Here is a 25739-nt window from a genome sequence, read left to right as displayed (position 1 = left end):
CGCTGGAAACAGCGGGAGTGAATGCCGAGCGGAAGGATTTGGAGATTGATCCGCCACAGATGTTTGGTGCTCCTCCGACGACGGGGTATGCAAATGATCCGGTGAACACGGCGACGGGTAATTTTTTGGAGCCGGAGGTGGATTTGGGGTTTGATGGAGGCTGTGCGGCGTTGGTGTGGCGGCGGATGTACAACTCGTTGAACCCGGCGGTGGGGGCGTTCGGGCCGGGCTGGTCATCGTGGACCGAGGCCGGACTCGAGGTCGAGGAATCAGTGGCCAGGTGGCGGCTGTGTGATGGCCGTGAGGTGGTGTTCCCGCGGTTGGGTGATGGCTGGGATCGCGCCACGAGCGAGGCGTTCTGGCTGAGAAGCCTTGAGGATGGTTGGGAGATTTCTGACAATGCTGGGGGGTGGTGGCGTTTTGATGCGGCGGGCCGGTTGACGGGGTTCGCGGCGGGTGAGGGTTTCGCTGTGTCCCTTCATTGGGGTGGGGGCCGGTTGCGGCGGATGATGCATGAGCGTGGCCGGTGGGTGGATGTGGTCTGGGATGAGGATGCCGGCCGGGTGATCGCGGTGGTGGCCTCGGATGGTCGCCGGGTGGACTACCGCTATGTGGAGGGGCGGCTGGTCGAGGCGACGACGACGCGGGGGATGCGCCGGTATGTGTGGCAGGAGGGGTTCATCACCCAGGTGGTGGATGCTGATGGGGTGGTGGAGGTCACCAACTCCTACGACACCCACGGCAGGGTGGTGTCCCAGACCAGTCAGCATGGCCGGGTGAGTCGGTTTTCGTATCTGCCGGGGCCGGTGACGGTGGTGGCGGATGAGGATGGGTCTCGGTCGAACACGTGGGTGCATGATTCCCGTGGCCGGTTGGTGCGGGTGGTGGATGCTGACGGGCAGGCCACGTCGTTGGCCAGGGATGTCCATGGGAATGTGGTGGTGGCGACGGAACGTGATGGTGGGGTGACGGCGAGTCAGTTTGATGACCGGTCCCGGCTGGTGGCGCGGGTGACACCCTCCGGTGCGCGGATCGAGAACAGTTGGGATGAGTGGGATCGGTTGACCGCGGTGCGGGTGTTCGCCGATGACGGCGAGCCGAGCACCACCAGCTACAGCTATGACACCGATTCCCGGTATCCCTCACAGATCATTGACGGTGTCGGTGGCGTGACCCGACTGGCGTGGGAGCGGGGGCAGTTGGTGCGCATGGTGGATCCGACGGGGGTGGAGTTCCGGTTGGGTTACGACCAGTATGGGGATCTTGTCGAGATGGCTGATGGTGCCGGTCACAGCAGCCGGTTGGAACGCGATGAGGTGGGTCGGATCACCGCGTCGATCACCCCCAGCGGCAACATCACCCGATATGAGTGGGTTGGGGAGCAGCTCGCGGCGCGGGTTGATCCTGATGGGGCCAGGTGGGGATTCGAGTATTCAGCGGCGGGGCGCCTGGTGGCAACCATTGACCCGTTGGGGGCGCGTACCGAGATCCGCCACGATGACGCCGGCGAGGTGTCGCAGGTGACAGATCCGTTGGGGCGGGTGACTGCGTCGTTCCATGATGACCTGGGTCTTCTGGCTGCGACGGTGTTGCCGGATGGCCGGCGGTGGGAATACACCCATGACGCGTTGTCGCGGCTGGTCGCCGTCACCGATCCCGAAGGGGCCCGGTGGGAATACACCCACGACGTCATCGGACGCCCCACCCGGATGCAGGACCCCACCGGGAGAGCCTGGATCACCGGGCATTCCAAGGATCACTTGGAAACTTGGCAGTACCCCGACATCCCGGACGCCCCGAAGAGTGTTCACGTGACTGACCGAATCGGACGCGTCATCGCCTCCACCCGTGGTGAGGGAGGAGGCACGCACCGCACCCGCTACGACCAATGCGGTCGCCCGATCGAGTACATCGATCCCGATGGTGGCGTCACCGCCCTTCGTAGGGATTCGGCGGGTAAGGTTCTCGAGATCCGTCGCCCTGATGGGTCGGTCACCCGCTACCGCTACAACAAGCTGACGGGCAGGCTCAGTGAGGTCACTGACCCGTTGGGCAACATCACCACCTTCGTCACGGATGCCGACAACCGCCTCGTTGGAGAGATCGATCCGGAAGGCGGCGAGACCCGTTACACCCTTGACGCCTGCGGCAGGATCATCACGGCGGAACACCCGGTTCATGGTCGATCCACCTGGAAGTACGACCTGTGTGGGAGAGTCGTCAAGACGTGGAGTCGGTTCTTGGGGACCCGGCACTTCCACTACGACCAGGCAGGGCAGCTCATCGAAGCCGTTGACGCGCTCGGCCGGGTCACCCGCTACAGCTACGACACCGGTGGCCGCGCCACCACCATCACCGACCCACTCGGGAACGTCACCCACCGGGAGTTCAACCACCTCGACCTCAACACCAGCGAAACCGATCCCCTCGGCCGGACCAAGCACTACACCTACGACGCCGCAGGACGACTGACCGGGCATGAACGCGGCACCGGGGAACAGCTTGAGTGGACCCACGACTACGCGGGAAATGTTCATCAGGTCATCGTCAACGGCACCGTGGTCGCGGCCCATCACCATGACTACCGGGCGGGGGTCTTGACTGTCGATGACACCACCAACCCTGACGCGCCGGTGCAGCACCGGCTCCGCTGGGATGAATCAGGTCGTCTCGTCGAACAGGCCCGTCACAACGCCATAACCCGCTACGGCTACGACCTGCTCGGCCGCTGCACCCACATCACCACACCCAACGGCGATGTCACCAGGTACGGCTACGACCCGCTCGGCCGCTGCACCCGCATCACCACTCCCGCCGGGCCCGTGGACCAGGTCTTCGACAGGGCCGGACGGCTGGTCGAGGCCCGCACCCCCACCAGTCACCAAACCTGGGAGTACACCAACGGCCAGGTGAAACGCCACCACAGCGACACCAGCGACGGCACCCACGACACGATCATCACCCGCGACGATCAGGGCAGGATCACCGCGATCACCCGCAACGGCGAGACCACCAGTTACCGCCACGACGCGGCCGGACAACTCGTCGAAACCCGGGACCCCCACGGTCGGGTGTGTACCTGGACCTACGACGAAGCCGGCCGACTCGTCGAGGAACACAACAACGACGAGGTCATCCGCTACATCCACGACGCCGCCGGGCAGCTACTTCAACGTCATACCTCCACCGGGACCACCCACTACACCTACAACCGAGCCGGGAAACGCATCAGCGAGGCCGGACCCGAGGGCCGTATTGACTACGCTTGGAGCGCCTTGGGTTGGCTCACCCACATCACCGGCCCCACCGGAGCCACCAGCCTCCACGTCAACGCCCTGGGCGAACTGGCCCGCGTCAACGACGCCGACCTGTACTGGAACAGCATCGGCCAGCCGATCCAGATCAACGACCAGGCGATCACCGCCACCTGGGCGGGTACCGCCATCGGCCACCAATGGCTGCCGACCGGCTGGCGGACGGGACGCCCGGACACCCCCACCGGCTGGGACACTCCTACCGCCACCACAACCATCGACGGGATCGGTATCGCTCCCGACGGCGGCATCCACATCTCAGGCCTGGAATGGCTCACTCATCGCGTCTATCAACCGGGCACCCGTACTTTCCTCACCCCGGACCCGCTCGACCCCATCACCGGCACTGCCTTCACCGGCAACCCCTACCACTACGCCAACAACAACCCCCTCCACGCCCAGGACCCCCTCGGCCTACGACCCGTCACCGACGAAGAACTGAAAAACTACAACGACGCCAACGGCAGCCGAATCTTCAACTGGAAAACCCTCACAGGAGCAGGCCTCTTCGTGGCTGGACTTGCTCTCAGCGCCGCCTTCCCGGTCATCGGGGGGATGGTCGCCAGTGCCGGTTTCAATCTGGCGGTGCAGGGAATCAACGACCCAGGAAAGCCCGTGGATGTTGGATCCTTTGTGGTGTCGACTGTCCTCGGTGGTGTGGGCGGTGCCGCGTCGGCGTGGATCATGGGCCGCTACGGCGCGCAACTCATCGGCGCAGGAGCATCGCGGGCCAGAGACATCCTGGTGCATGCCGGCGTGGAGGCAGGAGTCGGCGCCGGTACAGGCTTCACCAGCGGCGTCATCGACAATATCAACGCCAAACGCAGCATTTGGAGCGCAGACTTCTGGACGAACGTTGGAGCGTCCACCGCGCTCGGTGCAGCCCAAGGCGCTGTAGCAGGAGCCGGAACGCGGATGATAAAGCTGCGAGGCGTTCAGGAACCTAGCACCGAATCCCGAGTTCCTGAGATATCACTTCAGGACAGTATTCCGGCAGCAGCAAGTGCTGACGTACTTCCAAGCTCTTCAACCCCTGAAGTGCCCCGATCAGTAGCTGCGCGGAGGGAGCTTGTTGAGCCGCGCCGTAGCAGTGGTATCGAAGGTCCAAGTACCGCGGTCCCGCGTCGTGCCATGTCTGAAACCGACTCAGAATACTCGGCTCTCTATCCTCCTCCTCGCAGAGCGTTCCAGGAAGAAATCTCGTGATTACTTCGTTCCCGAGAGTGCTAAGAAAGGGGCTGAAATGGTTTGGTACGACACTGCTTCAACATTGCCGTGCGATAAACTGAAGCACCTTGGTGAGGTGCTGGATTCTCTTGGGTGTCCCTTGGGAGAGGTTGCTCGGGATAAGGTCAAGGGGGATCGTCATGACTACGCGGCATCGACTCCCGTTGGGCGGATCTGGCTTGCTGTCAGTGAGGGAGGGTGGAGCGTTTTCTTCTCGCCCTCAGGGGCGCGCAGGTTCATCACGCTATGGGACTGGGAAGAATGTATGCTTGGGAAGCCTCGACCTAAGGGTAGGCATATACCGGTTGACGAGTCTGTGGATTGGCTTGTGGGCTTGTTGAAAGAAGGCAAATGCCCAGAAGTTGATTTGGAGTGCGTGGAACGGATGGCAGCTGGCATGGGTCGCCGTGTGGCGCGTGAACGTTGGCTTGGCCCGTTGATGACCATGGTTTCGTATCTTGCTGTGTGTGGTCTGCTGGTGGGGTCAGTGATCTTCGATTCGACCTCCGGGATGGTTATTGGCACCCTTGCACTGGTGCGGATCTTGGCGATGAAGGTGGAAAAGATCAAGGGCAAGATCTCGAGGCGAATGAAGTAGTCTGAGGTGGGGTTCCTGAGTCGTTGTCATTTGTGTTCCCCGGGGACCTTGGTTTGGTGAGACATTGCCTCTGCGGCTGGTAGGTTGTGTTGGGAAGGTTTCCAAGGTCTACGCTGTGGAGCAGGAAGGGAAATGATCGGTGGCTTGGTATGACACTGCGCCGAATCCGCCTCCCGAGGCGGTGCAGCGTCTGGGTGATGTGCTTGAGGCGCGTGGTACGCCTTTGCATGAGGTGATTCTTAATAGTGAAAGGAGAAACTATCGCCCCTATGGGGCTATCACTTCCATCGGGAAGGTTGGGGTGTCTGCCGATCTTGATGGCTGGTATGTTTTCTTCTGCCCTCCAGGGACCCGACGCTACATGAATATTTGGGATTGGAAGGAGTGTGCTCTGGGAGAGCCTCGACCGAAGGGGCGTGAGCTACCCCTTGAGGAGTCGGTTGAATGGGTTCTGGGCCTGTTGGAGAAGAATAGGCCGCCGGAGGTTGATCTTGAATGTGTGGAGAGGGCTGGAAGGGAGCTTGATCGTCGTGTCGCCCGTGATCGATGGCTCAGGCCGCTGACGACCTTCGGTCTCTCCGCTGTGCTAATCAGTGTGTTGATTTGGTCGGCGATGACGGATTCGAAGGGCGGGATCATTGTCGGATCGATTTGTTTGGCGCAGCTGGTTGGGGCAAAGGTGCGAGATATTTTTTGCAAGCTTTTTGGGCGAAAGAAGTGATCTGATCGGTGTGACTGTTGAGGCGTTATTCACGGGGTTGATGGTGGGTGTAGGTTCTGAGGATTTCCAGGTTGGTGACGAGGTGGATGATTCCGGGGAGTTCTTTGAGGGGTCCGCGGTAGCCGTGTGACATGTCCTTTGTATTACTGGTGGCGTTTCGTCGAGAAATAACCCTCATGAATAACGCCTTTGGGTTGCTCGGGTCGTGACCGTGGGTGCATTCCAGGTCACACGGTGGCGACATGAGAAAAGGAGTTGCATTCTGATGCAAATCGCTGCGTGTATTTCGACGTGTTCCGTGATGCGATTGTTGGGCTCCCTGGGTACGCTTCACTGCGTGTTGAGAATTCGTGGCCCCAATTTGACTGACGGAGAATAGAGGGTTTCATGGTGTGGTGCGACACGGCCTCGGAGGCTTATTCTGGGACCAGTGAAATCCCTGGCCAAGGGCACTTTGGTCACTCCCCGGAATGCACTTCCTGACCTTGGGTGTCCCGGATGAAATGATGGTAGATGATGATCCCTGTGGAAGTCCATTTGAAGCGAGCCACATGGGCGCTTCGTAAGCTTCAGCGAGAACTGCTTCGGCAAGGAACCCCATTCGTGGAACTCGAGTGGAGGCAGGGTGTGGACGTGTGGCCCCGGTATGCGGCTTGGAGTCGCATCGGGATAATCTTGGCAGAGTATGATGGCTGGCGGTGGGTGTTGAGTCTGGCTCTCCCCGAGGCGCGCTTCTTCGCTACTCACGAAGATTGGCTTGAATGTCTTTACGGCCCCACTCCTGGGGGGCTTCTGCCTTCGGAGTCCGGGTCTGCGGCATGGCTGAAGAAAATGATTCAATCCGACGGGGTGCCGAAGATCGATGTTGAAAAACTCGATCAGATCGCCGAGAGGCGCATCTCCGCGCCTATTCCTGAAAAGTGGAAGGTCAGGCTGTGGTGGGTTGGGTTGTTGGTGGGTTTTTTTATTTTTGCTTGGGTGTCCTTTGCCGTGAAATCTCCCATTGCTTCCGGGGCAGTAGGCGCTGCGGCCGTTGGGATCCTGGTGGCCTTGGGGGGGGCTGTGGCGAGTCAGGTGTAGGCGCAAGAAACTGGGATACTCCGGTAAGAAGCAGTCACGGAGTCGTGTGGGGGGTGATTTGGATGAGCGTCGATAGTGTTCCGAAGGAGATGTAGCGATGGTCTGGTGTGACGCATCGTCACATCGGTTTGGCGTACGAGATGGCTGTTTCTGTCAGAATGTTGGTGGCTTGAGTTTGCTCTTCTTGCCTTGAGAAGCTCGTCATTCATGAATCTTTGGGATCGGAGGGAGTCAAGGCTGCTTCATGTTTCTGCGTCGCGGCTCACCCGAAGCACCCGGAACCCCTTCGCCGACGCCACCTTCCGGGTCGGCCAGCCCTGCTCGTTCAGCCACGTCGTCAAGGAATCCGCGCCGAGGTTCTTGCCTACCACGAGATGGGCCACCCCGCCGTCTCGCAGCCGGGGCAGCCAGGTCAGCAACAGCTCGTGGAGGGCCTGCTTCCCGATCCGGATCGGGGGATTCGACCAGATCTCGTCGTAGACGACCCCCTCGGGGGAGTGGGTCCGCACCCGATCCGCGACCCCGGCGCGTTCCGCGTTGCGTCGGGTCAGGGCCAGGGCCCGTTCGTTGACGTCCACCGCATCCACCCGCAGCCCCGGGCTCGCCACCGCCAACCCGACGGCGATCGGACCGAAGCCACAGCCGAGATCCAGCACCCGACCCGACTCCGGCGGAGCCACGCTGCGCAGCAGGACCGCTGTTCCCGGGTCCAGCCGTGACCCCGAGAAGACGCCGTTGGCCGTCGTGAAGGTCAGGTCGTGCCCGAAGATCGTCGCCTCGATCTCGCGGGTCACCAGGTCGGAGTCGTTATTGGTGAAGTAATGGCTCACGGGCCCTCCAAGGATCTCATGGCCCGGGCCTCGGTGGCCCGTGCCGCCAGCTGTGACTCCTCCGGGTAGCCGACCTCCTCCAGCACGAGGCCGTGCGGGGGCATCAACGGCACATCCCCGGCCCGATGCCCCAACTCGGCGGTTCGTTCCAGCCAGGCGAGGTCACGACGCAGCCCCCCGACCACCGTCAACGCCCCCACCAGCGCCCGCACCATCGAGTGGCAGAACGCGTCGGCCAACAGATGCACCTCGAGCACGCCGTCGGGACGCTGCGTGACGGAGAATTCCCGGAGCTCCCTGATGGTCGTGGCCCCGGGGCGGGCCTTGCAGAACGGGGCGAACTCCCTCAGCCCTGTCAACATCCGGGTCGCCGCCGACATCGTCGCCACGTCCAACGGGTGCCGGGTCTGCGCCACCTGGGTGCGCAGCAGCGGATCCAGCACCTGCGTCGAATCCAGGAGCCGGTAGCAGTAGCGCCGCCAGATGGCGGAGAACCGGGCATCGAAGCCGTCCGGGGCCCAGGTGACGTCATGGACGGCGATGTCATCGGGGACGATGCGTCGGAGCCGGTGCAGTAGCTGGGCCGGATCCGCCTCGGGGAGGTCGACGTGACACACCTGACCCCGCGCATGCACCCCTGCGTCCGTGCGTCCCGCCACTGTCAACGACGGCGGTTCCGGCAGCCGGAGGATCCGCCCCAGCGACTCCTCCAACACCCCCTGCACCGTGCGCAGCCCCGGCTGCGCGGCCCAGCCGTGGAAACGGCCGCCGTCGTAGGCCAGGTCGATGCGCAGTCTCACGGCAACCGCCGGTAGGTGAGGTCGTGGATGGTTCGGCCCTGCGCCAACCCCTTCGCCTCGTACTTGGTGACGGGGCGGGCCTCGTCGCGTGGCGCCCAGCCGCCGTGGACGTTGACGAACCGCTCATGGGAGTCCAGGACCTCCCGCTGCCACTGCGCGTAGTCCTCCCAGTCCGTCGCGAGCCGCCACAGCCCACCCGCCTTCAGCTTGCGTGCCGCGACATCGGCGAAACCGTCGCTGACGAGGCGACGCTTGTGGTGCCGGGCCTTGTGCCACGGGTCCGCGAAGAAGGTCCACAGCTCCGTCACCGTGGCGTCCTCGAACAGTTTCGCCAGGCCCTCCGCGCCGTCCACCATCACGAGGCGGACATTCGTCACCCCGTCCCGGCCGAGCCGCCCCAACGTGGATGCGACCCCCGGGGCGAACACCTCGAAGGCGATGAAGTCCGCCTCAGGCCGGGCCGCGGCCATCGGCACGAGCGAGTCCCCCGCCCCGGAGCCGATCTCCACCACCCGGGGGGCCCGGCGCCCGAACACCTCGTCCCAGTCGATCCGCACCCCGTCGGCGAGCGAGGTGGTGCGTTCCGCGGTGGGGACCTCGACGACGAAGTCGGCGTGGTGCCGCTCCCAGGCGGCGGCCTGGGATTCGGTCATCCGGGTGCTGCGGCGCACGAAGCTCACGACGGCACGGTGGGGGCGCGGTTCGGTCACCCCGTGATGATAATCGAGGACCCGAGTTCCACCCCGGCAGCCCGGCCCGGCACGGCAACGGGTAGATTCGCACCTGTCGTGCAGCACAGGAATCCGGTGGGAATCCGGAACGGTCGCGCCACTGTGTCCCGCCCAGCGCGGGTCAGTCAGGAACTGGCTGCCCGATGCTCCCATTGGACGCGTACATCCAGGAAGGGTGAACCACCGTGAAGGCACGTCAACTCCTGATCCTCCTCGCCGCCCTCGCGCTGCCGCTGACGGGCTGCACCCCACAACCTCCCGCCCCCTCGCCGAGCTCCGACGTCGCCTCGGCCATCAGCCCCACCGGCGGGGCGTCGCCCCAGGTCGGGGCCGACGGATGCGTCACCTCCTTCGACCCCGCCGCCGACTACTTCCCCGACAAGGTGACCTTCTCCCACGCCACCGGGATCACCGTCGAGTACCACGGCTCCTACAAGACCGTGACGGTGAAGGAGCCGGTGCAGGGGGCGGCGCCCGAGACCTACGTGCTCGTGCAGTGCGGTGCCGCCCCGGAGCTGCCCGCCGACCTCGCCGCCGCGCCCCGCGTCACCATCCCGGTCAAGCGGGTCGTGACCACCTCCGCCACCCAGCTGCCCGCCTTCGAGCTGCTCGACGTCGTCGACTCCCTCGCCGCGGTCGACACCCCCGACACCGTGTGGTCGGAGCCCATCAAGGCCCGGATCGCCGAGGGTGCCGTCGTGGGGGTGGGCAACGGGACCGGCGGGTTCAACGTCGAGGCCATCGCGGCCCTCGAACCCGACCTCTTCGTCTCCAGCGGCTTCCCCGACCCGGCCCACGACAAGCTGAGGGAGCTCGGGGTCCCGGTGCTCGGCAACGCGGAATGGCTGGAGACCAGCCCGCTGGGCCGCGCCGAGTGGCTCAAGTTCACCGCGCTGCTCACCAACACGGAGGCTGCCGCCACGGAGGCCTTCGCCACCATCGAGAAGGACTACGAGGCGGTGCGGAGCCGCGTCGCCGACGTCACCGAACGGCCCACGGTCTTCACCGGCGCACCGTTCCAGGGCGAATGGTTCAAGGCCGGCGGCCGCAGCTACGCCGCCCAACTCCTCGCCGACGCCGGCATGACCTATGTCTTCGCCGACGACGAGTCCACCGGCAGCCAACCCGTCGCCATCGAGGTCATGCTCGAGGCCGCGGCCGATGCCGACGTGTGGCTCAACGCCGACTTCACCCGGCAGTGGGCGAACATCGCCGCCATGGGAGGCGACGAGCCCCGACTCCTGGAACTGCGCGCCGCCAAGGAGGGCAGGGTGTACAACCCCGTGCTGCGGGTCAACGCGACCGGCGGCAACGACTACTGGCAGCAGGGCGTCGTCCGACCCGACCTGGTGCTGCGTGACCTCGCCAAGATCGCCCATCCCGACCGGTTCGCCGACGTCGACTTCACCTTCTACGAGCAGATGCCCGCCTGATGCGGCTGGCACTGCGCGTCCTGGCAGTGCTGCTCGTCCTCGTCGTGACGGTGGGGGCCTCGCTGTGGCTGGGGCCCGCCAGCATCACCCCCGGCGAGGTGTGGGCCGCCCTGACCGGCGACGAGGTGCGGGCGGTCGCCCGGCTGATCGTCATCGACGTGCGGCTGCCGCGGGTGCTGACCGCCTGCCTGGCCGGCGCGGCGCTGGGGGTCGCCGGACTGGCGATGCAGACGCTGTTCCGCAACCCCCTCGCCGACCCGTACATCCTGGGTGTGTCCTCCGGGGCATCCCTCGGGGTCGCGGCGGTGATCCTCGTGGTGGGTGGCACCGGGGCGGCGACCCTCACCGCCGGGCTCGGTCTGGCCGGTGGCGTCGCCATCGTCGTGGCCGCCGCCACCGGGGCCGCGCTGGTCATGGCGGTGGTGCTGCTCCTGGGTCGTGCCGTGAAGTCGTCGGTGTCGCTGCTGCTCATCGGCGTCATGCTCGGTTACCTCGCCTCCGCAGGGGTGTCGGTCATGATGTCCTTCTCCACCCCTGAACTCATCGCCGCCTACTCGCGGTGGGGGTTCGGCAGCTACGGCGGGGTGACGTGGGACAACCTGCGGATCGTCGCCGTCGGCGTCCTCGGTGGCCTCACCGCTGCCGTCGCGCTGGCGAAACCGCTCGACGCGTTGCTCCTGGGTGAGCGCTACGCCGCGAGCCTGGGGCTGCGGGTCCGGCGCCACCGCGGCCTCATCATCGTGTTGACCTCGGTCCTCGCGGGAACGGTGACCGCCTTCTGCGGGCCGATCCAGTTCCTCGGAATCGCGGTGCCCCATCTCGCCCGGGGCCTGTTCGACACGTCACGCCACCGGGTCCTCGTCCCGGCGACGGCCCTGCTCGGGGCGTGCGTGGCGCTGCTGGCCGACCTCATCGCCGCACTGCCCGGCGACGGGGTGCTGCCGCTCAACGCCGTCAACGCCGCATTCGGTGCGCCCGTGGTCATCTGGATCCTCATCCGACGCCGGAAGGTGGAGCTGTGAGCCTCGTCCACCTCGTCGATCTCACCGTCGGGTACGGCCGCCGGGCGATCCGTTCCGGACTCGCGGCGGAACTGCTCGCCGGGGAGTTCGTGTGTCTGGTCGGCCCCAACGGGGCGGGCAAGTCGACGCTGCTCCGCACGATCTGCGGACTCCAGCCCCCACTCGCGGGTGAGATCCTCCTCGACGGAGCCCCGCTCGCCGGGATGCCCCCGGGCACACGGGCCCGGAAGCTCGCCGCCGTCCTCACTGACGCCGTCGACCCGGGGCTGCTCACGGTTGCCGAGGTCATCGCGTTGGGACGTCACCCCTACACCAGCTGGGCCGGCCGGCTGCGCGAGGAGGACGTCGACGTCATCAGGACGGCCGCGCGTGGCGTCGGGGTGGAGGCCCTGCTGGGGAGGAGGTTCGCCCGCCTCTCCGACGGACAGCGGCAACGCGTCATGATTGCCCGGGCCCTGGCCCAGGAACCCCGCCTGCTCCTGTTGGACGAACCCACCGCCTTCCTCGACCCGCCGGGAAGGCTGCGCATCTTCGAGCTGCTGCGGCAGATGGCCGCCGACGGTCTCGGCGTCCTCGTCAGCACCCACGACGTCGAGGTCGCGGCGCGACACGCGGACCGGTTGTGGGTGCTCGGTGACGGGGATCACCTCGTCGAGGGGACGCCCGCCGACCTGGCCGACGCAGGCACCCTGGACCGGGCCTTCGCCAGCGAGTACCGGCTAGACCCGGAGACCTTCCAGTTCCGTCGCTGAGGGGGATCAGGGAGGAATCAGGGACGCGGCTCGGGGTGAACACGGCTCGGGAGGCGCGTCACGGACGTAGGCTGGGGTCATGCGTGCGATCCTCAACCTGATCTGGTTCCTCTTCGCTGGACTCTGGCTCGCCCTCGGGTACATGGTCGCGGGGATCATCTGCTGTGCCCTCATCATCACCATTCCGTTCGGGCTGGCCGCCTTCCGCATGGCGCGTTACGTGCTGTGGCCGTTCGGGCGGGCGGTCATCCGCAGGCCAGGGGCCGGTGCGGGTTCACTCCTGCTCAACATCATCTGGTTCGTGCTGTGCGGCTGGTGGCTGGCCATCGGCCACGTCCTCGCCGCCATCGCCCAGACGCTCACCATTGTCGGCGTCGTCAACGCGGTGGTCTCCCTCAAGATGATCCCGGTCACCTGCTTCCCCTTCGGCAAGCAGATCGTCAGCCGTGCCGACCTGCCCCTGCACCGGCGCCCGCTCCACTCGATCTAGGGCGACGAACGACCCCGCCGGGTTCCTGGGGAATCCGGCGGGGTCAGGGACTGTGTCGGTCAGGACTTCTTCTCCGGCCACAGCTCCCGGGGCATCAGCTCGTAGCCGTTGAACTCGCGGGTGAAGCTGCCCGTGCCCTGCGCGAGACCGCGCAGGTCGATCGGGTAGTTGATGAGTTCCTTCTGCGGCACGAGCGCCTGGATGATGGCGTGGTGCTCGGCGTCCGCGTCGGAGCCCAGCACCTGGCCGCGTCGTCCGGCGAGATCCGTCAGCACCGGGCCGAGGAAGGCCTCCCCGACGGTGATCGTCACCTTGTCCACCGGCTCCAGCACCCCGATGACGTTCTCCTTGGCCGCCTCGCGCAACGCCAGGGAGCCGGCCGTCTGGAAGGCCATGTCGGAGGAGTCGACGGAGTGGGCCTTGCCGTCGTAGAGGGTGACGCTGATGTCCACCATCGGGTACCCGAACAGCGTGCCCTTCGCCATCTGCGCCTGCACGCCCTTGTCCACCGACCCGATGAACTGCCGCGGCACCGCTCCGCCCACCACCTTGTCGACGAACTCGTACCCGGCGCCGCGTTCCAGCGGGGTGATCTCGATCTCACACACCGCGTACTGGCCGTGACCGCCGGACTGCTTGACGTGACGTCCCTGCGCCTTCGCCGGGGCGATGAACGTCTCCCGCAGCGGCACCTCGACCGGCACCTCGTGGATGCCGAGCGAGAACCGCTGCTTCAGACGGGCCAGCAGCAGCTCCTTGTGAGCCTGCCCCATCGTCCACAACAGCTGCTGGTCGGTCTCCGGGTGGCGTTCCAGCCGCACCGTGACGTCCTCGACCGCCAGCCGCTGCAGGGCGCTGCCGAGCTTGTCCTCGTCGTTGCGGGTGTCCGCGACGATCGCCACCGGCAGCAGGGCCTGCGGCACCCGCCATGGCCGGATCGCGGCGGGACGCTCCGGGTTCGACATGGAGTCTCCCGTCTCCGCCTTCGCCAGTCGAGCCACGTACACGATCTCCCCGGCGATCGCCTTGTCCTTGCCGACCAGCTCCAACCCGATGGGGGCGGACAACGGGCCGACCTTGTCGGTCTCGTCGTGATCCGGATGGGACGGATCCTCCGCCTCGCCGAACAGCACCCGACGACCCGACACGTGGACCGGGTCGTCGACCTTCAAGGTGCCGGAGAAGATCCTGACCAGGGACAGTCGGCCCGAGTACTGGTCCGAGGTGGTGCGGATCACCTGCGCGACGAGCGGCCCCTCCGGGTCGCAGGTGGCGCGGGGCAGCGTCTCGCCGTCGAGGGTGATGATGTCGGGAACCGTCTTGGTGTTCGCGGCCGGGAACCCCTTCTCGATCCACTTCAGGAGTTCCAGCACGCCGACCTCGCTCGTGGTGTGAGCGGGCAGGACCGGGAAGAACCTGGCCGAGATGATGGCCCGGTTGAGGACCTCGTACACCTCGGCGACGGCGATCTCCTCGCCCTCCAGGTACCGCTCCATGAGGTCCTCGTCCTGGAGCTCCGTGATGATCGCCTCCAGCAGCGGCGCCCGCTGCTCCTCGATGAGGACGGACTCCTCCTCGTTGGCGTCGCGGCTCACCCGCGTGCCGGAGGAGTAGTCGTGGATGCGCTTGTTGAGCAGGGAGATGTTGCCCGTGGACCGTTCCCCGTCCCGGATCGGCAGCAGCGCCGCGACGACACCCTCGCCGAAGGCGTCGCGGCACACCTCCACCATCTCCAGGAAGTCGGCCTGCCCCTGATCCAGTTTCGTGATCGCGATGATGCGGGGGAGGGCCACCTGCTGGCACTCCTCCCACAGGGCGATGGTCGCCGGCTGGATCGCCTCCCCGGCGGGGATCACGAAGACCGCAGCGTCGGCGGCCCGCAACCCTGCCCGCAACTCACCCACGTACTCGGGGTGCCCGGGGGCGTCGAGCAGGTTGATCTGCACGTCGTCGGCCGGGATGGAGGCCAGCGTCAGCGACGCCGCCCGCTCGGGTGTGTCCTTCTCCCCCCGATACCCGTCGACGCGAGCGCGCAGCAGGTGCTCGAAGAGGGTCGTCTTGCCGGAGCCACTCGCCCCGACCAGGATGACGTTCCGGATCTGATCCGGGTTCCTTATTTCTGTGTGCGTACTCGTCTTTGAGGCCATGACGAAACACTAGTCCCTTGTCATGACGAATCGGAGCCGGGGGTGCAAACTCGTCACTCGATGGGGTGACCGCCGTGGCCGATTCCCGCCGACGGGACCCCTCCCGGTGGGGGCAGACTGGAGGGCATGACCGAGCTGCCGATGTCCGAGGACGCCTGCTACCGGGCGTGTGCGGCGCGGGAGAGCGCCTGGGACGGCCACTTCGTGTTGGCGGTGACCTCGACCGGCATCTACTGCCGCCCCTCCTGCCCGGCCCGGATGCCACGACGGGAGAACTGCCGTTTCCTCGCCACGGCCGCTGCCGCCGCCGCAGCCGGCTTCCGGGCCTGCAGGCGGTGCCGACCGGACCGTGTCCCCGGCTGGCCGGGCTGGGATGAGCGCGGTGACCTCGCCGCCCGGGCCGTGCGGATGATCCGCGACGGGATGATCGACGAGGTCGGCGTGCCGGGGGTGGTGGGGCGACTCGGTGTCAGCAGCAGAACCCTCAACCGGGTGCTCCAGGCCGAGGTCGGGGCCAGCGCCCAGCAGCTGGATCGGACCCGCCGCGCCCACACGGCCCGGGTGCTCATGGACTGCACGCAGTGGGGACTGGAGGAGATCGCCCTCTCCGCGGGGTTCGGCAGCCCGCGTCGGTTCCGTGAGGTCATGCGGGAGGAGTTCGGGGCGCCACCCTCACGGCTGCCCCGAGGTCGTGGGGCGGATCGCGACGAGGGAGGCCGCATGATCCTCGCGCTGCGGCTCCCCGGACCCCGCGGTGCGGCGGCCACGGCGATGCTGGGGGCGTTGCGTACCCACGCCGTTGCGGGGCTGGAGACCGCGTCGCAGGAGACGATCACGCGGTTGATCCGCACCCCGGCGGGAGCCGTGCTCGCGCGCACCGGCTGCGCGGGACGCGTGGAACTCGACCTGCCCGGCCTCGCGGCCCTGACCCCGGCCCTGGCGGTCGTGCGTCGCTGGCTGGCCTCCGACGCTGACACCGCCGTCGCCGAACACCATCTGGCCGACGACCCCCTGCTGGCCCCGCTCATCGCAGCCCGCCCCGGGCTGCGCATCCCCGGCGTCGTCGACGGCGCCGAGTTCGCGATGTTCACCGTGCTGGGGCAGCTCATCTCGCTGAACTCGGCGCGCACCGTCCAGGGCCGCCTGGTCGAGGCCTTCGGTGAACCCACCGAGGGGCTGGGAGGACGTTGGCGGTTCGCTCCGGCTCCCGGGGTGGTGGCGGAGGCCGGGGCGGACCGATTGCGGGCGGTCCTGCGGCTGACCCGCACGAAGGCGGAGGCCCTCCAGCGACTGGCCACCGTCCTCGCGGCCGGACTGCGCCTTGATCCGGACACGGATCGGACTGAGGCCCGCAGGATCCTTCTCGGGATTCGGGGCATCGGTCCCTGGACCACCGAGTTCATCGCGATGCGGGCGCTGGGGGATCCCGACGCGTGCCCGGCCGGTGACCTCGTCCTGCGCCGGGTGTTGGCGGTGGACTCGGAACGGGAGGTCCTCGCCCGAGCCGCCGACTGGAGCCCGTGGCGTGGACAGGCGATCATGCATCTGTGGACGGAGGCGAGCTACACATGAGACAACTGACCATCGAGCTGCCGGGAGGTCCTTGGACCTTCATCGTCGACGGCGAGGTCCTCGTGCGTGGGCTTCACGGCGGCGGGTCGGAGGGGTTCGAGCCCGTGCCGAGGTCCCATCCCGTGGCGCAGGCGCTCCGGGCCTACGCCGATGGGGAGGTCACGGCCATCGACTCGATCCCCGTGTCCCAGCCGGAGGGGGACTTCCGCGCTGCCGTGCGACGTGAGATGCGTCGCATCCCGCCGGGGGAGACCGTTTCCTACCGTGAGCTGGCGGCCTGGGCGGGCAATGCCGCGGCGGCCCGGGCGGCGGCCGCCGCCTGTGCCCGCAACCTCATCCCCGTCGTGGTGCCCTGCCACCGCGTGGTCCGCAGCGACGGGACCCTCGGCGGCTACGCCTTCGGCCTGGAGGTCAAGCAGGCCCTCCTGGACTTCGAGCGTCGATCCGGTCAGCGTCCGGGGGTCGCGAGTGACTTGCGTCGGACCGAGATGCGGACGGCCTCCCGGTAGTGCCCGACGAGTTCCCCGCACAGCCGGTGCCAGGTGCGGTCGAGGATCGATTCGCGCGCGGCCTTGCCGAAGGCGGTGCGTTTCGCGTCGTCGCCGACGAGGTCCACCACGCGGGTGCGCAGCTGCTGGAGATTTCCCGGCTCGTAGAGCCAGCCCGTGCGGGAGGGGTCGATGAGGTCCACGGGGCCGCCCTTGCGTGGTGCCACCACGGGCAGCCCGGAGGCCTTGGCCTCCTGGATCGCCTGGCAGAAGGTCTCCATCTCGCCCGTGTGGACGAACAGGTCCAGTGAGGCCATCGCCCTGGGGAGGTCCTCGCCGCCCAGCTGTCCCAGGAAGGCGGCGCCGGGGAGCAGCTGCTCGAGGGTGGGGCGTTCGGGCCCGTCGCCGATGATGACCATCCGGCTTCCCGGGATGTCCGCGAGCGCCGCGAGGTCCTCGACCTGTTTCTCGGCGGCCAGCCGCCCCATGAAGCCGATGAGCTTCTCGCCCCCGGGCGCGAGCCGGCGGCGCAGGCCCCGGCTGCGCTTGTCGGGATGGAACCGTTCGGAATCGACGCCGCGACCCCACAGCCCCACGCGGGGGATGTCGTGGTCGATGAGCTGCTGCCGCGCCCAGGTGGAGGGGGCGAGGGTCACCGTCGCCAGGGAGTGGACCTTGGTCACGTGGTGCCAGAGCAGGGGCTCGACGTGGGGGAAACCGTAGCGGGTGGCGAAGGCCGGGACGTCGGTCTGGTAGATCGCCACCATCGGTATGCCGAGGCGGGCGGCGACCAGTGCGCCCTTGTAGCCGACGATGAAGGGCGCCGCGAGGTGCACGACGTCGGGATTGAATCGGGTGAGGATCCGCTCGATGGTGAACGATGGCGTGGTGACGACCCGCACGGTGTCGTAGCCGGGGAGGCCGATGGAGGCCACCTGTTTCACGCGGAACCCGGCGTACTTGCGGGGGGTGCGGCGGCCGTCGGCGGGCGCGATGACGAGGGCCTCGTGTCCCTCGCGGCGCAGGTGCTCCAGCACCCTCAGGACGGAGTTGGTCACTCCGTTCACCTGGGGCAGGAAGGATTCCGCGATGACGGCGACTCGCACGCCCCCAGTCTACGGGGCCGTGGCAACGGGTGCAGCCACCGTCTTTTCTGGTGGTGAACCCCCGAAAAGGTGTAGCCTCCGGGACATGCACCTCTCCAACGCCACGGCGGAGCCCCGGACCGGACACCAGATCCCGCTGCTGCTGGGCACCGTCCTCCTGGTCAACATCGCCCAGATGACCCTCGGACCGATCATGTCACCACTGGCGCGCGACCTCGGCTTCGCGGAGTGGCAGGTGGGGGTGACGGTGTCCAGTGCCGCGCTCATGGTGGTGTTGACCTCCCAGGCATGGGGGCGTCGCGCCCAGGCGACGGGGTTCCGGCTCGTCCTCGTCCTCGGCCTGGCCATGGCCCTGGTCGCCATGACCCTGTTCAGCGTCGTGGCTGCGCTCGGGTTGGCGGGCGTGCTCGTCGGATGGGGGCTGTTCATCCTGTTCCTCCTCTTCAGGGGGATGGGCTTCGGGGTGTCCATGGCCGCGGTCCCTCCCACCGCCCAGGCCTACATCGCCGAGGCGACGGACGAGGGGCCCGAGCGTGTCAAGGGCATGGCCGGGGTCGGGGCCATGCAGGGGCTGGCCTCCATCGTCGGTGCCGTCATCGGTGGGATCCTCGCCGGGTGGGGGTTGATGTGGCCCATCATCGTGGCCCCGGTGCTCCTCGCGATCTCGCTCGGGGCGGTGGTGTGGGGGTTCCGCGCCCTGCCGCGGGTTGAGCAGGTGGAGCAGCCGAGACCGCTCAACCCGCTCGACCGGCGCGTCTGGCCCTTCCTCGTCGCGGGATTCGGGTTGTTCCTCGCCCTCGGGTTCATCCAGGTCACGGCTGGATTCCTCGTCCAGGACCGGCTCCACCTCGGATCAGAGATGACCGGACGAACCACGGGGATGCTGATGCTGGCCATGGGGCTCGGCATGGTCGCCGCCCAGGCAGGGCTGGTGCCGCGGCTGAAGTGGCCCCCGTCGATGCTGCTGCGCTGGGGAGTGGCGGCCGCGATGCTCGGGTTCATCCTGCTGCTCCCGGATCAGGGCGCGTGGCTCATGGTGGTGGCCTTCGCGCTGCTCGGGTTGGGACTCGGCCTGGCGATCCCCGGCTACATGGCCGGCCCCACCATGCTGGTCGAGCGCGACGAACAGGGCGGACTCGCCGGAGCCGTCGGGGCGACGAACGGGGTCACCTATGTGCTCTCACCCCTGGTGAGCACCCTGCTGTACGGCTGGTGGCAGCTGCTCCCGGTGCTCGTCGCGACGGGTCTGCTGCTCGCCGTCATGGTCTTCCTGCTCGTCCACCCGGCGTTCCGCCGACCCACCCCGACGGCGGACGGATGAGCCGGGGAGGACGTCGAGGCAGGCCACCCCGGCTGACCGCGGACGACATCGGCGAGGCCGTGCTCGCGGTCGGCTTCGACCGGCTCACCTTCGCGGCGGTGCGTGACCGGCTCGGGGTGGGGGAGAGCACCCTGTTCCGCCACGCCCCGGACCGCGAGGCGTTGGTGCGGCTGGGACTGGGGCGCATGGTGGAACTGGCGGACTGGCCGAGGCTCGAGGGAGGGTGGCGTGACGTCCTGACCGCCCACGCCCTGTGCCTGTGGGAGGTCTGTCGGTCCCACCCGGGGGCGGCGACCCAGGTCTCGCCGGGGCTGATCCCGGAGGCGGGGGCGAGGATCGCCGACGATCTGGCGGTGTTCCTCGTCGACTGCGGGTTCACCCCGGAGGATGCGGTGCTGGTCTGCGATCTGGTCCACGACCTCGTGATCGACAGCCTGCGCGGCTGGGAGCGACTCGCGACCCTCCCCGAAGGTACCCTCGCCCACGAACTCGGGGCCTTTCCTGCGTCCGGGGCATCCCCGCGGCGACGAGCGGTCGCCGCGGCCAGGGCGTCAGCGCTCGGCCGGGCCCCCGTCGAGTGGTTCCGGGCCAAGTTGGGGATCCTCCTCGACGGCGTCGCGCTCCGGCTCGCGCCCGGGCAGGGCGGGCCGGAGCGCGGGGATTCCCATGGTGGGCAGGCAATGGGGTAGACTCCTGCGTCGGCCCCATTGGCCGTTCCCGGGGGATCGCTGACCAACCCCCGGGCCCCCTGAGCCGGTCACCGGCTGTCAGCATGCGCATCGTGCGCCCCACGGCCGTCTTGTGTTTGAGCTTTCCTGATGAGACGAGGCGAGCCGCTGCCCGCGGAGTCCAACCAGCGGGCCCGAGACGAGCAACATTGAGGACCTCACATGGCCATGCCCAGGAAGAAACCCAAGTCGTACCGTGCCGACGGCACCCCCAAGAAGCGCTGGACCGCCGCCGAGCGGGCCGCCAAGGGACACAAACCCCGCAAGTCGGGCGGGGTGCGCCGCCATGATCGGGACGACCACCCGCGTCAGGAGTCCGGATTCCGGGACACCCGCCACCGCGACGAGCGTGGCTTCGAGCGTCGCGACGACCGCGGCCCGTGGCGCCGTGAGGATCGCGGCCGGGAGCGGCGCGATGACCGGTGGCACGAGGAACGTGGTGGCCGGGGACGCCGTGACGACCGCGATGACCGCGGGTTCCGGCGTCGGGACGATCGTGATGTCCAGCGGGGCGAGGATCGTCGCTTCGAGCGTCGTGACGACCGTGGTTTCGGGCGTCGTGAGGACCGCGGCTTCCGGCGTGAGGACGATCGCGGCTTCGGTCGCCGGGGCGACCGTGGCTTCGACCGTCGGGAGGAGCGTGGTTTCGACCGTCGCGAGGGACGAGGGGTCGAGCGTCGCGAGGATCGTGGCTTCGACCGTGGGTTCCGGCGTCGGGACGATCGTGATGTCCAGCGGGGCGAGGATCGTCGCTTCGAGCGTCGTGACGACCGTGGTTTCGGGCGTCGGGAGGACCGCGGCTTCCGGCGTGAGGACGATCGCGGCTTCGGACGCCGGGGCGGACACCGTCACGACCGCACCCGCCCCTTCCACGACCGGCCGCGTGGTTTCGGCCACGACCGCCGCCACGACTCCCATGACGCCGTGGAGGACCAGATGAGCTGGGAGGCCACTGCCGTCGAGGTGGAGGTCTCCGAAGCGGACGAGCAGTCCGGTTTCGCCGAACTCGGCGTGGCCACCCCCATGGTCGCCGCCCTCGCCCAGCAGGGCATCACCGAGCCGTTCCCCATCCAGCGGGCCACCATCGCCGACGCCATCGCGGGCCGTGACGTCCTCGGCCGTGGCCGCACCGGCTCCGGCAAGACCCTGGCCTTCGGGCTTCCGCTTCTCACGCGACTCGCCGCGGGGGAGCCGACCGGCTCGCCCCGGGCGATGATCCTCACTCCCACCCGCGAGCTGGCGCTCCAGATCGCGGACAACCTGTCCCCGCTCGCCGCCGTCATGGGTCTGGACCTGTACCTCGTCGCCGGGGGCATGGCCTACGGCCCGCAGATCAAGGCCTTCCAGCGTGGCGTCGACGTGGTCGTCGCCACCCCCGGGCGTCTCATCGACCTTCTCGAGCAGGGCGCCGTCGATCTCAGCCAGGTGGAGATCGCCGTGCTCGACGAGGCCGACCACATGAGCGACCTCGGCTTCCTGCCGGATGTGACCACCCTGCTCGACGCGGTGCCCGCGGACGGGCAGCGGCTGCTGTTCTCGGCGACCCTGGACGGCGCCGTCGACAAGCTGGTGCGCAGGTACCTCACCGATCCCGTCACCCACGAGGTCGACTCGGGGCGTGCCTCGGTCACCACCATGACCCACCACGTCCTGCACCTGGCCCCCCACCACAAGAACCAGATCACCGCCCAGATCGCCAACCGGGACGGCAAGACCGTCATCTTCGCCCGGACCCAGATGGGCTCCGACCGCATCGCCGGACAGCTGCGCCAGGCGGGCGTGCTGGCGGGGGCGCTCCACGGCGGGCTCACCCAGGGGGCCCGTTCCCGCATCCTCGCGGCCTTCAAGAACGGGGAGGTCCCGGTGCTGGTGGCAACGGACGTGGCCGCCCGCGGCATCCACGTCGACGACGTCACCCTCGTGCTCCAGGTCGACCCGCCCATGAACCACAAGGACTACCTCCACCGCGCCGGCCGCACCGCCCGCGCCGGGGAGTCCGGGGCCGTCGTCAGCCTCGTGCTGCCGCACCAGCGCAAGCTCATGCGCCGCCTCGTCTCCCAGGCCGGGGTGGCGGCCCAGCCGGTCGACGTCGCCCCCGGCAGCGACGAACTGCAGGAGGCCACGGGAGCCAGGGAGTGCCTCGGCGTCCCCATCGAGGAGGCCACCTACCTGGAGCTCATCGCGCCGAAGCCCCAGCCGCGTCGTCGGCCCCACCAGCACGGCCGCCGGGGCGGCCACCGCGGCGGAGGACGCGGCGGGCGCGGTCGTCGCTGGGAGTAGGATCTTCCCGTCATGACCGAAGAAGTCGAGCTGCGGCTGGCGAGTGACGCGGACGCCCCCGCGATGCTCGGGATCGCCCAGCGTGCCTTCGCCGCCCGACGCCCCGTCGACCCGCCCCCCGCGGCGCTGTCCGACACCCTCGACGACTACCGGCGGGCACTCGCCGAGGGCTGGGGGGTCTGCGCCACCATCGGGGACGGGCTCGTCGGCTGCCTCCTCATCGCCCGGGACGGCGAGGTCGCCACGCTGCGGCGGGTGGCGGTGTTGCCCGAGGAGTCCGGACGTGGGGTGGCGAAACACCTCGTGGCCGGGGCCATGTCCGTCGCCGCCGACGCCGGGCTGGCCCGGGTCGAGGTCGCCTGCCGTGTCGAGTTCCCCGAGCTCGCCCAGTGGTGGCGGATCCACGGTTTCGAGCTCATCCGCCGCGACGACCAGCACTGGTTCCTCGGCCGGGACCTGCCGGTCAGCCTCGATGTGCCCACCCCCGAGGCGATGCACGCTCTCGGGGCTCGGCTCGCCACCCTGCTGCGGGCCGGGGACGTGGTCATCGCCAGTGGCGACCTCGGCGCGGGCAAGACCACTCTCACCCAGGGCATCGGTGAGGGGCTCGGGGTGAGCGGGCCCGTCATCTCGCCCACTTTCGTCATCTCCCGCATCCACCCCAACCCCGGCGACGGGCCGGACCTCGTCCACGTGGACGCCTATCGCATGGGTACCGCGGGGGAACTCGCCGACATCGACCTCGACGCCACCCTCGCCCGATCTGTCACCCTCGTCGAATGGGGGGCCGGGGTGGCGGAATGGCTCTCGGACGAGCGCCTCGAGATCGACATCGACCGCTCGGAGGACCTGCGCCACGTCACCCTCACCGGCATCGGCCCCCGCTGGGCCGGTGCCCTGGACCCGTTGAGGACACCATGACCCTGACACTCGGGATCGACACCTCCCATCACGTCGCCGTCGGGCTCGCCCGTGACGGCGAGGCATTGAGCTCCCTGGTCCTGGCCGACACCCGGGCACACGGCGAGAGCCTCGTGCCGATGATCCAGCAGCTCTGCACGCAGGCGGGGATCGGCCTCGCCGATGTCGACGAGTACGTCGTCGGCATGGGCCCCGGGCCCTTCACCGGCCTGCGGGTCGGGATCGTCGCGGCTCGCACCCTCGCCTCCGTGGCGGGGAGACCCGTCCACGGGGTCTGTTCCCTCGACGTCATCGCCGCCCGCCACGAAGCCGTCCTCGACGAGTTCGTCGTCGCCTCAGATGCCCGCCGCAAGGAGCTCTACTGGGCCCGCTACGTCAACGGGGCACGGGTGGGGGAACCGTGCGTGACCTCCCCCGACCGGGTGCCGACGACCCTGCCCCTGTTCGGGCCCGTCCCCGAGCAGTACGGGATGCCGGTCCACGACCCCGCCGGGGTCGACCCGGCGGTACTGGCATCCCGCTGGGCCACGCTGCCCCCCGTCGACGGCGAGCCCTACTACCTGCGCCCCGCCGATGCCGCCGAACCGACGGCGAGGAAGTCCGCCCTGCCGCGGCTGAGGCTGCCCCGATGACCCTCAGCGTGGCCACCGTCGCCGACGCGTCAGCCATCGTCCGACTGGAGGACGCCTTCCCGGTGCGGCAACGGTGGAGCGAGCAGGCCTGGGCCGACGAGATCACCGCCGCGGACCGGCGTGTGTTCGTCGCCCGCGATGGCGAGGAGGTCGCCGCGGTGGCGTCGTGGCGGACCGCCTTCGACCTCACCGAGCTGCACCGGGTCGTCGTTGCGCCCGCACATCGGCGTCGAGGACTCGCCACGCAGCTGGTGCGCCGTGGGCTCGACGAGGCGGCGGCCCGGGGGATCGCCACCGCCAGCCTGGAGGTCGAGGAGGCCAACGAGGCCGCCATCGCCCTCTACGAGCGGCTGGGCTTCAGCACCACCGCCCGCCGCCCCCACTACTACGGCCACGATCGGCACGCCCTCATCATGGAGGCGGCGTGCCGGGAACCGGATGGAGAGGAACAGCCATGACCGAGCCCCTGATCCTGGGAATCGAGTCGTCCTGCGACGAGACGGGCGTGGGCATCGTGCGGGGCAACGAGCTGCTCGCCAGCGAGGTCGCCTCGTCGGTCGACCTGCACGTCCGCTTCGGCGGGGTGGTGCCGGAGATCGCGTCCCGGGCACACCTCTCGGCGTTCGTGCCGACCCTGGAGCGCGCCGCCGCGACGGCCGACGTCGACCTGTCGGAGGTGGACGCGATCGCCGTCACGGCGGGCCCGGGCCTCATGGGGGCGTTGCTCGTCGGCATCTCCGCAGCCAAGTCCCTGGCCGCCTACCTGGGCAAGCCGCTCTACGGGGTCAACCACCTCGTCGGGCACATCGCCGTCGATCTCCTCGACCACGGTCCGCTGCCGATGCCGACCCTTGCCCTGCTCGTCTCGGGTGGGCACACATCCCTGCTGCACGTGACCGACCTGGCGCGGGACATCACCGAGCTCGGTGCCACGATCGACGACGCCGCGGGGGAGGCCTACGACAAGGTGGCGAGGCTGCTGGACCTCTCCTACCCGGGTGGTCCCGTCATCGACCGGATGGCGGCCGAGGGTGATCCGTCCGCCATCCGCTTCCCTCGGGGGCTCACCGCCCGCCACGACCTGGAACGGCATCGCTTCGACTTCTCCTTCTCCGGGCTGAAGACGGCCGTCGCCCGCTGGGTGGAGACCGCACGGCTGGAGGGGCGCGAGGTGCCCGTCGCCGATGTGTGCGCCAGCTTCCAGGAGGCCGTCGCCGACGTGCTCGTCTCCAAGACCCTCGACGCCGCCGAGCACACCGGGACCTCGTCGATCCTGCTCGGCGGGGGAGTGGCCGCGAACTCACGACTGCGCGGGCTCATGGAGGAACGCGCCTCGCAGCGCGGTATCGAGGTGAGGAGACCGCGTCCCGCGCTGTGCACCGACAATGGCGCGATGATCGCCGCCGTCGGGGTGGAGGTCGTGCGGACCGGGCTCGCGCCCTCCCGCCTCGACTTCTCCGCGCAGCCCGGACTGCCCGTCACCCGGGTCGTCGTGTGATCTCAGTCCGGTAACAATCCGTCTCACGAACGCCCCAGGTGGTTCTCA

22 protein-coding genes and 1 riboswitch are annotated in these 25739 nt (G+C 68.3%); of the genes, 17 read left to right on the top strand and 5 right to left on the bottom strand.

What is annotated here, in order from left to right; genetic code table 11:
* Nucleotides 1-59: 59 nt before the first annotated feature.
* From EII35_RS07505 to EII35_RS07490, 4 genes are all read left to right on the top strand, one after another.
* Nucleotides 60-4520 (top strand): DUF6531 domain-containing protein, encoded by a 4461-nt coding sequence (locus EII35_RS07505; protein ID WP_125227846.1) that lies wholly within the window; start codon nucleotides 60-62, stop codon nucleotides 4518-4520.
* A gap of 37 nt (nucleotides 4521-4557) precedes the next feature.
* Nucleotides 4558-5139 (top strand): hypothetical protein, encoded by a 582-nt coding sequence (locus tag EII35_RS07500; protein ID WP_125227845.1) that lies wholly within the window; start codon nucleotides 4558-4560, stop codon nucleotides 5137-5139.
* A gap of 139 nt (nucleotides 5140-5278) precedes the next feature.
* Nucleotides 5279-5860: a hypothetical protein gene (locus EII35_RS07495; protein WP_125227844.1), complete on the top strand. Its 582-nt coding sequence runs from the start codon at nucleotides 5279-5281 to the stop codon at nucleotides 5858-5860.
* Between the two features lie 675 nt (nucleotides 5861-6535).
* The gene (locus EII35_RS07490; RefSeq protein ID WP_125227843.1) at nucleotides 6536-6940 is read left to right on the top strand and encodes a hypothetical protein; all 405 of its coding nucleotides are present in this window, start codon (nucleotides 6536-6538) and stop codon (nucleotides 6938-6940) included.
* 242 nt (nucleotides 6941-7182) lie between these two features.
* On the opposite strand, the gene EII35_RS07485 is transcribed toward EII35_RS07490, so the two are convergent.
* Genes EII35_RS07485 through trmB form a run of 3 tightly spaced genes read right to left on the bottom strand, consistent with a single transcriptional unit; the run spans nucleotide 7183 to nucleotide 9280 of the window.
* Nucleotides 7183-7770, bottom strand: coding sequence for a class I SAM-dependent methyltransferase (locus tag EII35_RS07485; protein WP_125227842.1), 588 nt, complete (start codon nucleotides 7768-7770; stop codon nucleotides 7183-7185).
* Complete coding sequence (truA, locus tag EII35_RS07480; RefSeq protein WP_125227841.1) at nucleotides 7767-8570, bottom strand: tRNA pseudouridine(38-40) synthase TruA; 804 nt, start codon at nucleotides 8568-8570, stop codon at nucleotides 7767-7769. Before truA ends, EII35_RS07485 begins: the two co-directional genes overlap by 4 nt.
* A complete protein-coding gene (gene trmB, locus EII35_RS07475; RefSeq protein ID WP_125227840.1) occupies nucleotides 8567-9280 on the bottom strand; it encodes a tRNA (guanosine(46)-N7)-methyltransferase TrmB in 714 nt (237 codons plus the stop codon). Before trmB ends, truA begins: the two co-directional genes overlap by 4 nt.
* A 45-nt stretch (nucleotides 9281-9325) precedes the next feature.
* A riboswitch (cobalamin riboswitch) is annotated at nucleotides 9326-9456 on the top strand.
* 30 nt (nucleotides 9457-9486) lie between these two features.
* Between trmB and EII35_RS07470 the strand changes: the two genes are divergently transcribed.
* The 4 genes from EII35_RS07470 (at nucleotide 9487) to EII35_RS07455 (ending at nucleotide 12998) form a co-directional block, all read left to right on the top strand.
* Nucleotides 9487-10734 carry an ABC transporter substrate-binding protein gene (locus EII35_RS07470; protein WP_125227839.1) on the top strand — a complete coding sequence of 416 codons (1248 nt, stop codon included), beginning with the start codon at nucleotides 9487-9489 and terminating at the stop codon, nucleotides 10732-10734.
* Complete coding sequence (locus EII35_RS07465; protein WP_125227838.1) at nucleotides 10734-11756, top strand: FecCD family ABC transporter permease; 1023 nt, start codon at nucleotides 10734-10736, stop codon at nucleotides 11754-11756. Before EII35_RS07470 ends, EII35_RS07465 begins: the two co-directional genes overlap by 1 nt.
* Complete coding sequence (locus EII35_RS07460; RefSeq protein WP_125227837.1) at nucleotides 11753-12508, top strand: ABC transporter ATP-binding protein; 756 nt, start codon at nucleotides 11753-11755, stop codon at nucleotides 12506-12508. The genes EII35_RS07465 and EII35_RS07460 overlap by 4 nt, the downstream gene beginning before the upstream one ends.
* A 79-nt stretch (nucleotides 12509-12587) precedes the next feature.
* Complete coding sequence (locus EII35_RS07455) at nucleotides 12588-12998, top strand: YccF domain-containing protein (RefSeq protein ID WP_125227836.1); 411 nt, start codon at nucleotides 12588-12590, stop codon at nucleotides 12996-12998.
* A 59-nt stretch (nucleotides 12999-13057) separates the two neighbouring features.
* Here EII35_RS07455 and EII35_RS07450 read toward each other — a convergent pair whose 3' ends face one another.
* Nucleotides 13058-15145: an elongation factor G-like protein EF-G2 gene (locus EII35_RS07450; RefSeq protein WP_125227835.1), complete on the bottom strand. Its 2088-nt coding sequence runs from the start codon at nucleotides 15143-15145 to the stop codon at nucleotides 13058-13060.
* Between the two features lie 126 nt (nucleotides 15146-15271).
* Between EII35_RS07450 and EII35_RS07445 the strand changes: the two genes are divergently transcribed.
* Both EII35_RS07445 and EII35_RS07440 read left to right on the top strand, forming a co-directional pair.
* On the top strand, nucleotides 15272-16717 hold the full coding sequence (locus EII35_RS07445; RefSeq protein ID WP_125227834.1) for an Ada metal-binding domain-containing protein: 1446 nt from the start codon (nucleotides 15272-15274) through the stop codon (nucleotides 16715-16717).
* Nucleotides 16714-17226, top strand: a complete 513-nt coding sequence (locus tag EII35_RS07440; RefSeq protein WP_125227833.1) for a methylated-DNA--[protein]-cysteine S-methyltransferase — start codon at nucleotides 16714-16716, stop codon at nucleotides 17224-17226. The genes EII35_RS07445 and EII35_RS07440 overlap by 4 nt, the downstream gene beginning before the upstream one ends.
* Here the strand turns inward: EII35_RS07440 and EII35_RS07435 are convergent.
* The gene (locus EII35_RS07435) at nucleotides 17166-18311 is read right to left on the bottom strand and encodes a glycosyltransferase family 4 protein (RefSeq protein ID WP_125227832.1); all 1146 of its coding nucleotides are present in this window, start codon (nucleotides 18309-18311) and stop codon (nucleotides 17166-17168) included. The genes EII35_RS07440 and EII35_RS07435 overlap by 61 nt on opposite strands.
* Nucleotides 18312-18396: 85 nt before the next feature.
* Between EII35_RS07435 and EII35_RS07430 the strand changes: the two genes are divergently transcribed.
* From EII35_RS07430 to tsaD, 7 genes are all read left to right on the top strand, one after another.
* Entirely contained in the window at nucleotides 18397-19632 is a 1236-nt protein-coding gene (locus EII35_RS07430) for an MFS transporter (protein ID WP_125227831.1), read from the top strand.
* Nucleotides 19629-20321, top strand: a complete 693-nt coding sequence (locus EII35_RS07425; protein WP_125227830.1) for a TetR/AcrR family transcriptional regulator — start codon at nucleotides 19629-19631, stop codon at nucleotides 20319-20321. Before EII35_RS07430 ends, EII35_RS07425 begins: the two co-directional genes overlap by 4 nt.
* A gap of 201 nt (nucleotides 20322-20522) precedes the next feature.
* Nucleotides 20523-22640, top strand: a complete 2118-nt coding sequence (locus EII35_RS16500) for a DEAD/DEAH box helicase (RefSeq protein WP_260465056.1) — start codon at nucleotides 20523-20525, stop codon at nucleotides 22638-22640.
* 12 nt (nucleotides 22641-22652) lie between these two features.
* Nucleotides 22653-23561 (top strand): tRNA (adenosine(37)-N6)-threonylcarbamoyltransferase complex ATPase subunit type 1 TsaE, encoded by a 909-nt coding sequence (gene tsaE / locus EII35_RS07415; RefSeq protein WP_260465055.1) that lies wholly within the window; start codon nucleotides 22653-22655, stop codon nucleotides 23559-23561.
* A complete protein-coding gene (gene tsaB / locus EII35_RS07410) occupies nucleotides 23558-24193 on the top strand; it encodes a tRNA (adenosine(37)-N6)-threonylcarbamoyltransferase complex dimerization subunit type 1 TsaB (RefSeq protein ID WP_125227829.1) in 636 nt (211 codons plus the stop codon). Before tsaE ends, tsaB begins: the two co-directional genes overlap by 4 nt.
* Nucleotides 24190-24651, top strand: a complete 462-nt coding sequence (locus EII35_RS07405) for a GNAT family N-acetyltransferase (RefSeq protein WP_125227828.1) — start codon at nucleotides 24190-24192, stop codon at nucleotides 24649-24651. Before tsaB ends, EII35_RS07405 begins: the two co-directional genes overlap by 4 nt.
* On the top strand, nucleotides 24648-25691 hold the full coding sequence (tsaD, locus tag EII35_RS07400; RefSeq protein ID WP_125227827.1) for a tRNA (adenosine(37)-N6)-threonylcarbamoyltransferase complex transferase subunit TsaD: 1044 nt from the start codon (nucleotides 24648-24650) through the stop codon (nucleotides 25689-25691). The genes EII35_RS07405 and tsaD overlap by 4 nt, the downstream gene beginning before the upstream one ends.
* Nucleotides 25692-25739: the final 48 nt, after the last annotated feature.

Source organism: Arachnia propionica (assembly GCF_003932785.1).
GTDB classification, from domain to species: Bacteria; Actinomycetota; Actinomycetes; order Propionibacteriales; family Propionibacteriaceae; genus Arachnia; species Arachnia propionica_B.
The sequence above is the reverse complement of the archived record's forward strand: the minus strand, read 5'-3'. Positions and strand labels throughout refer to the sequence as shown.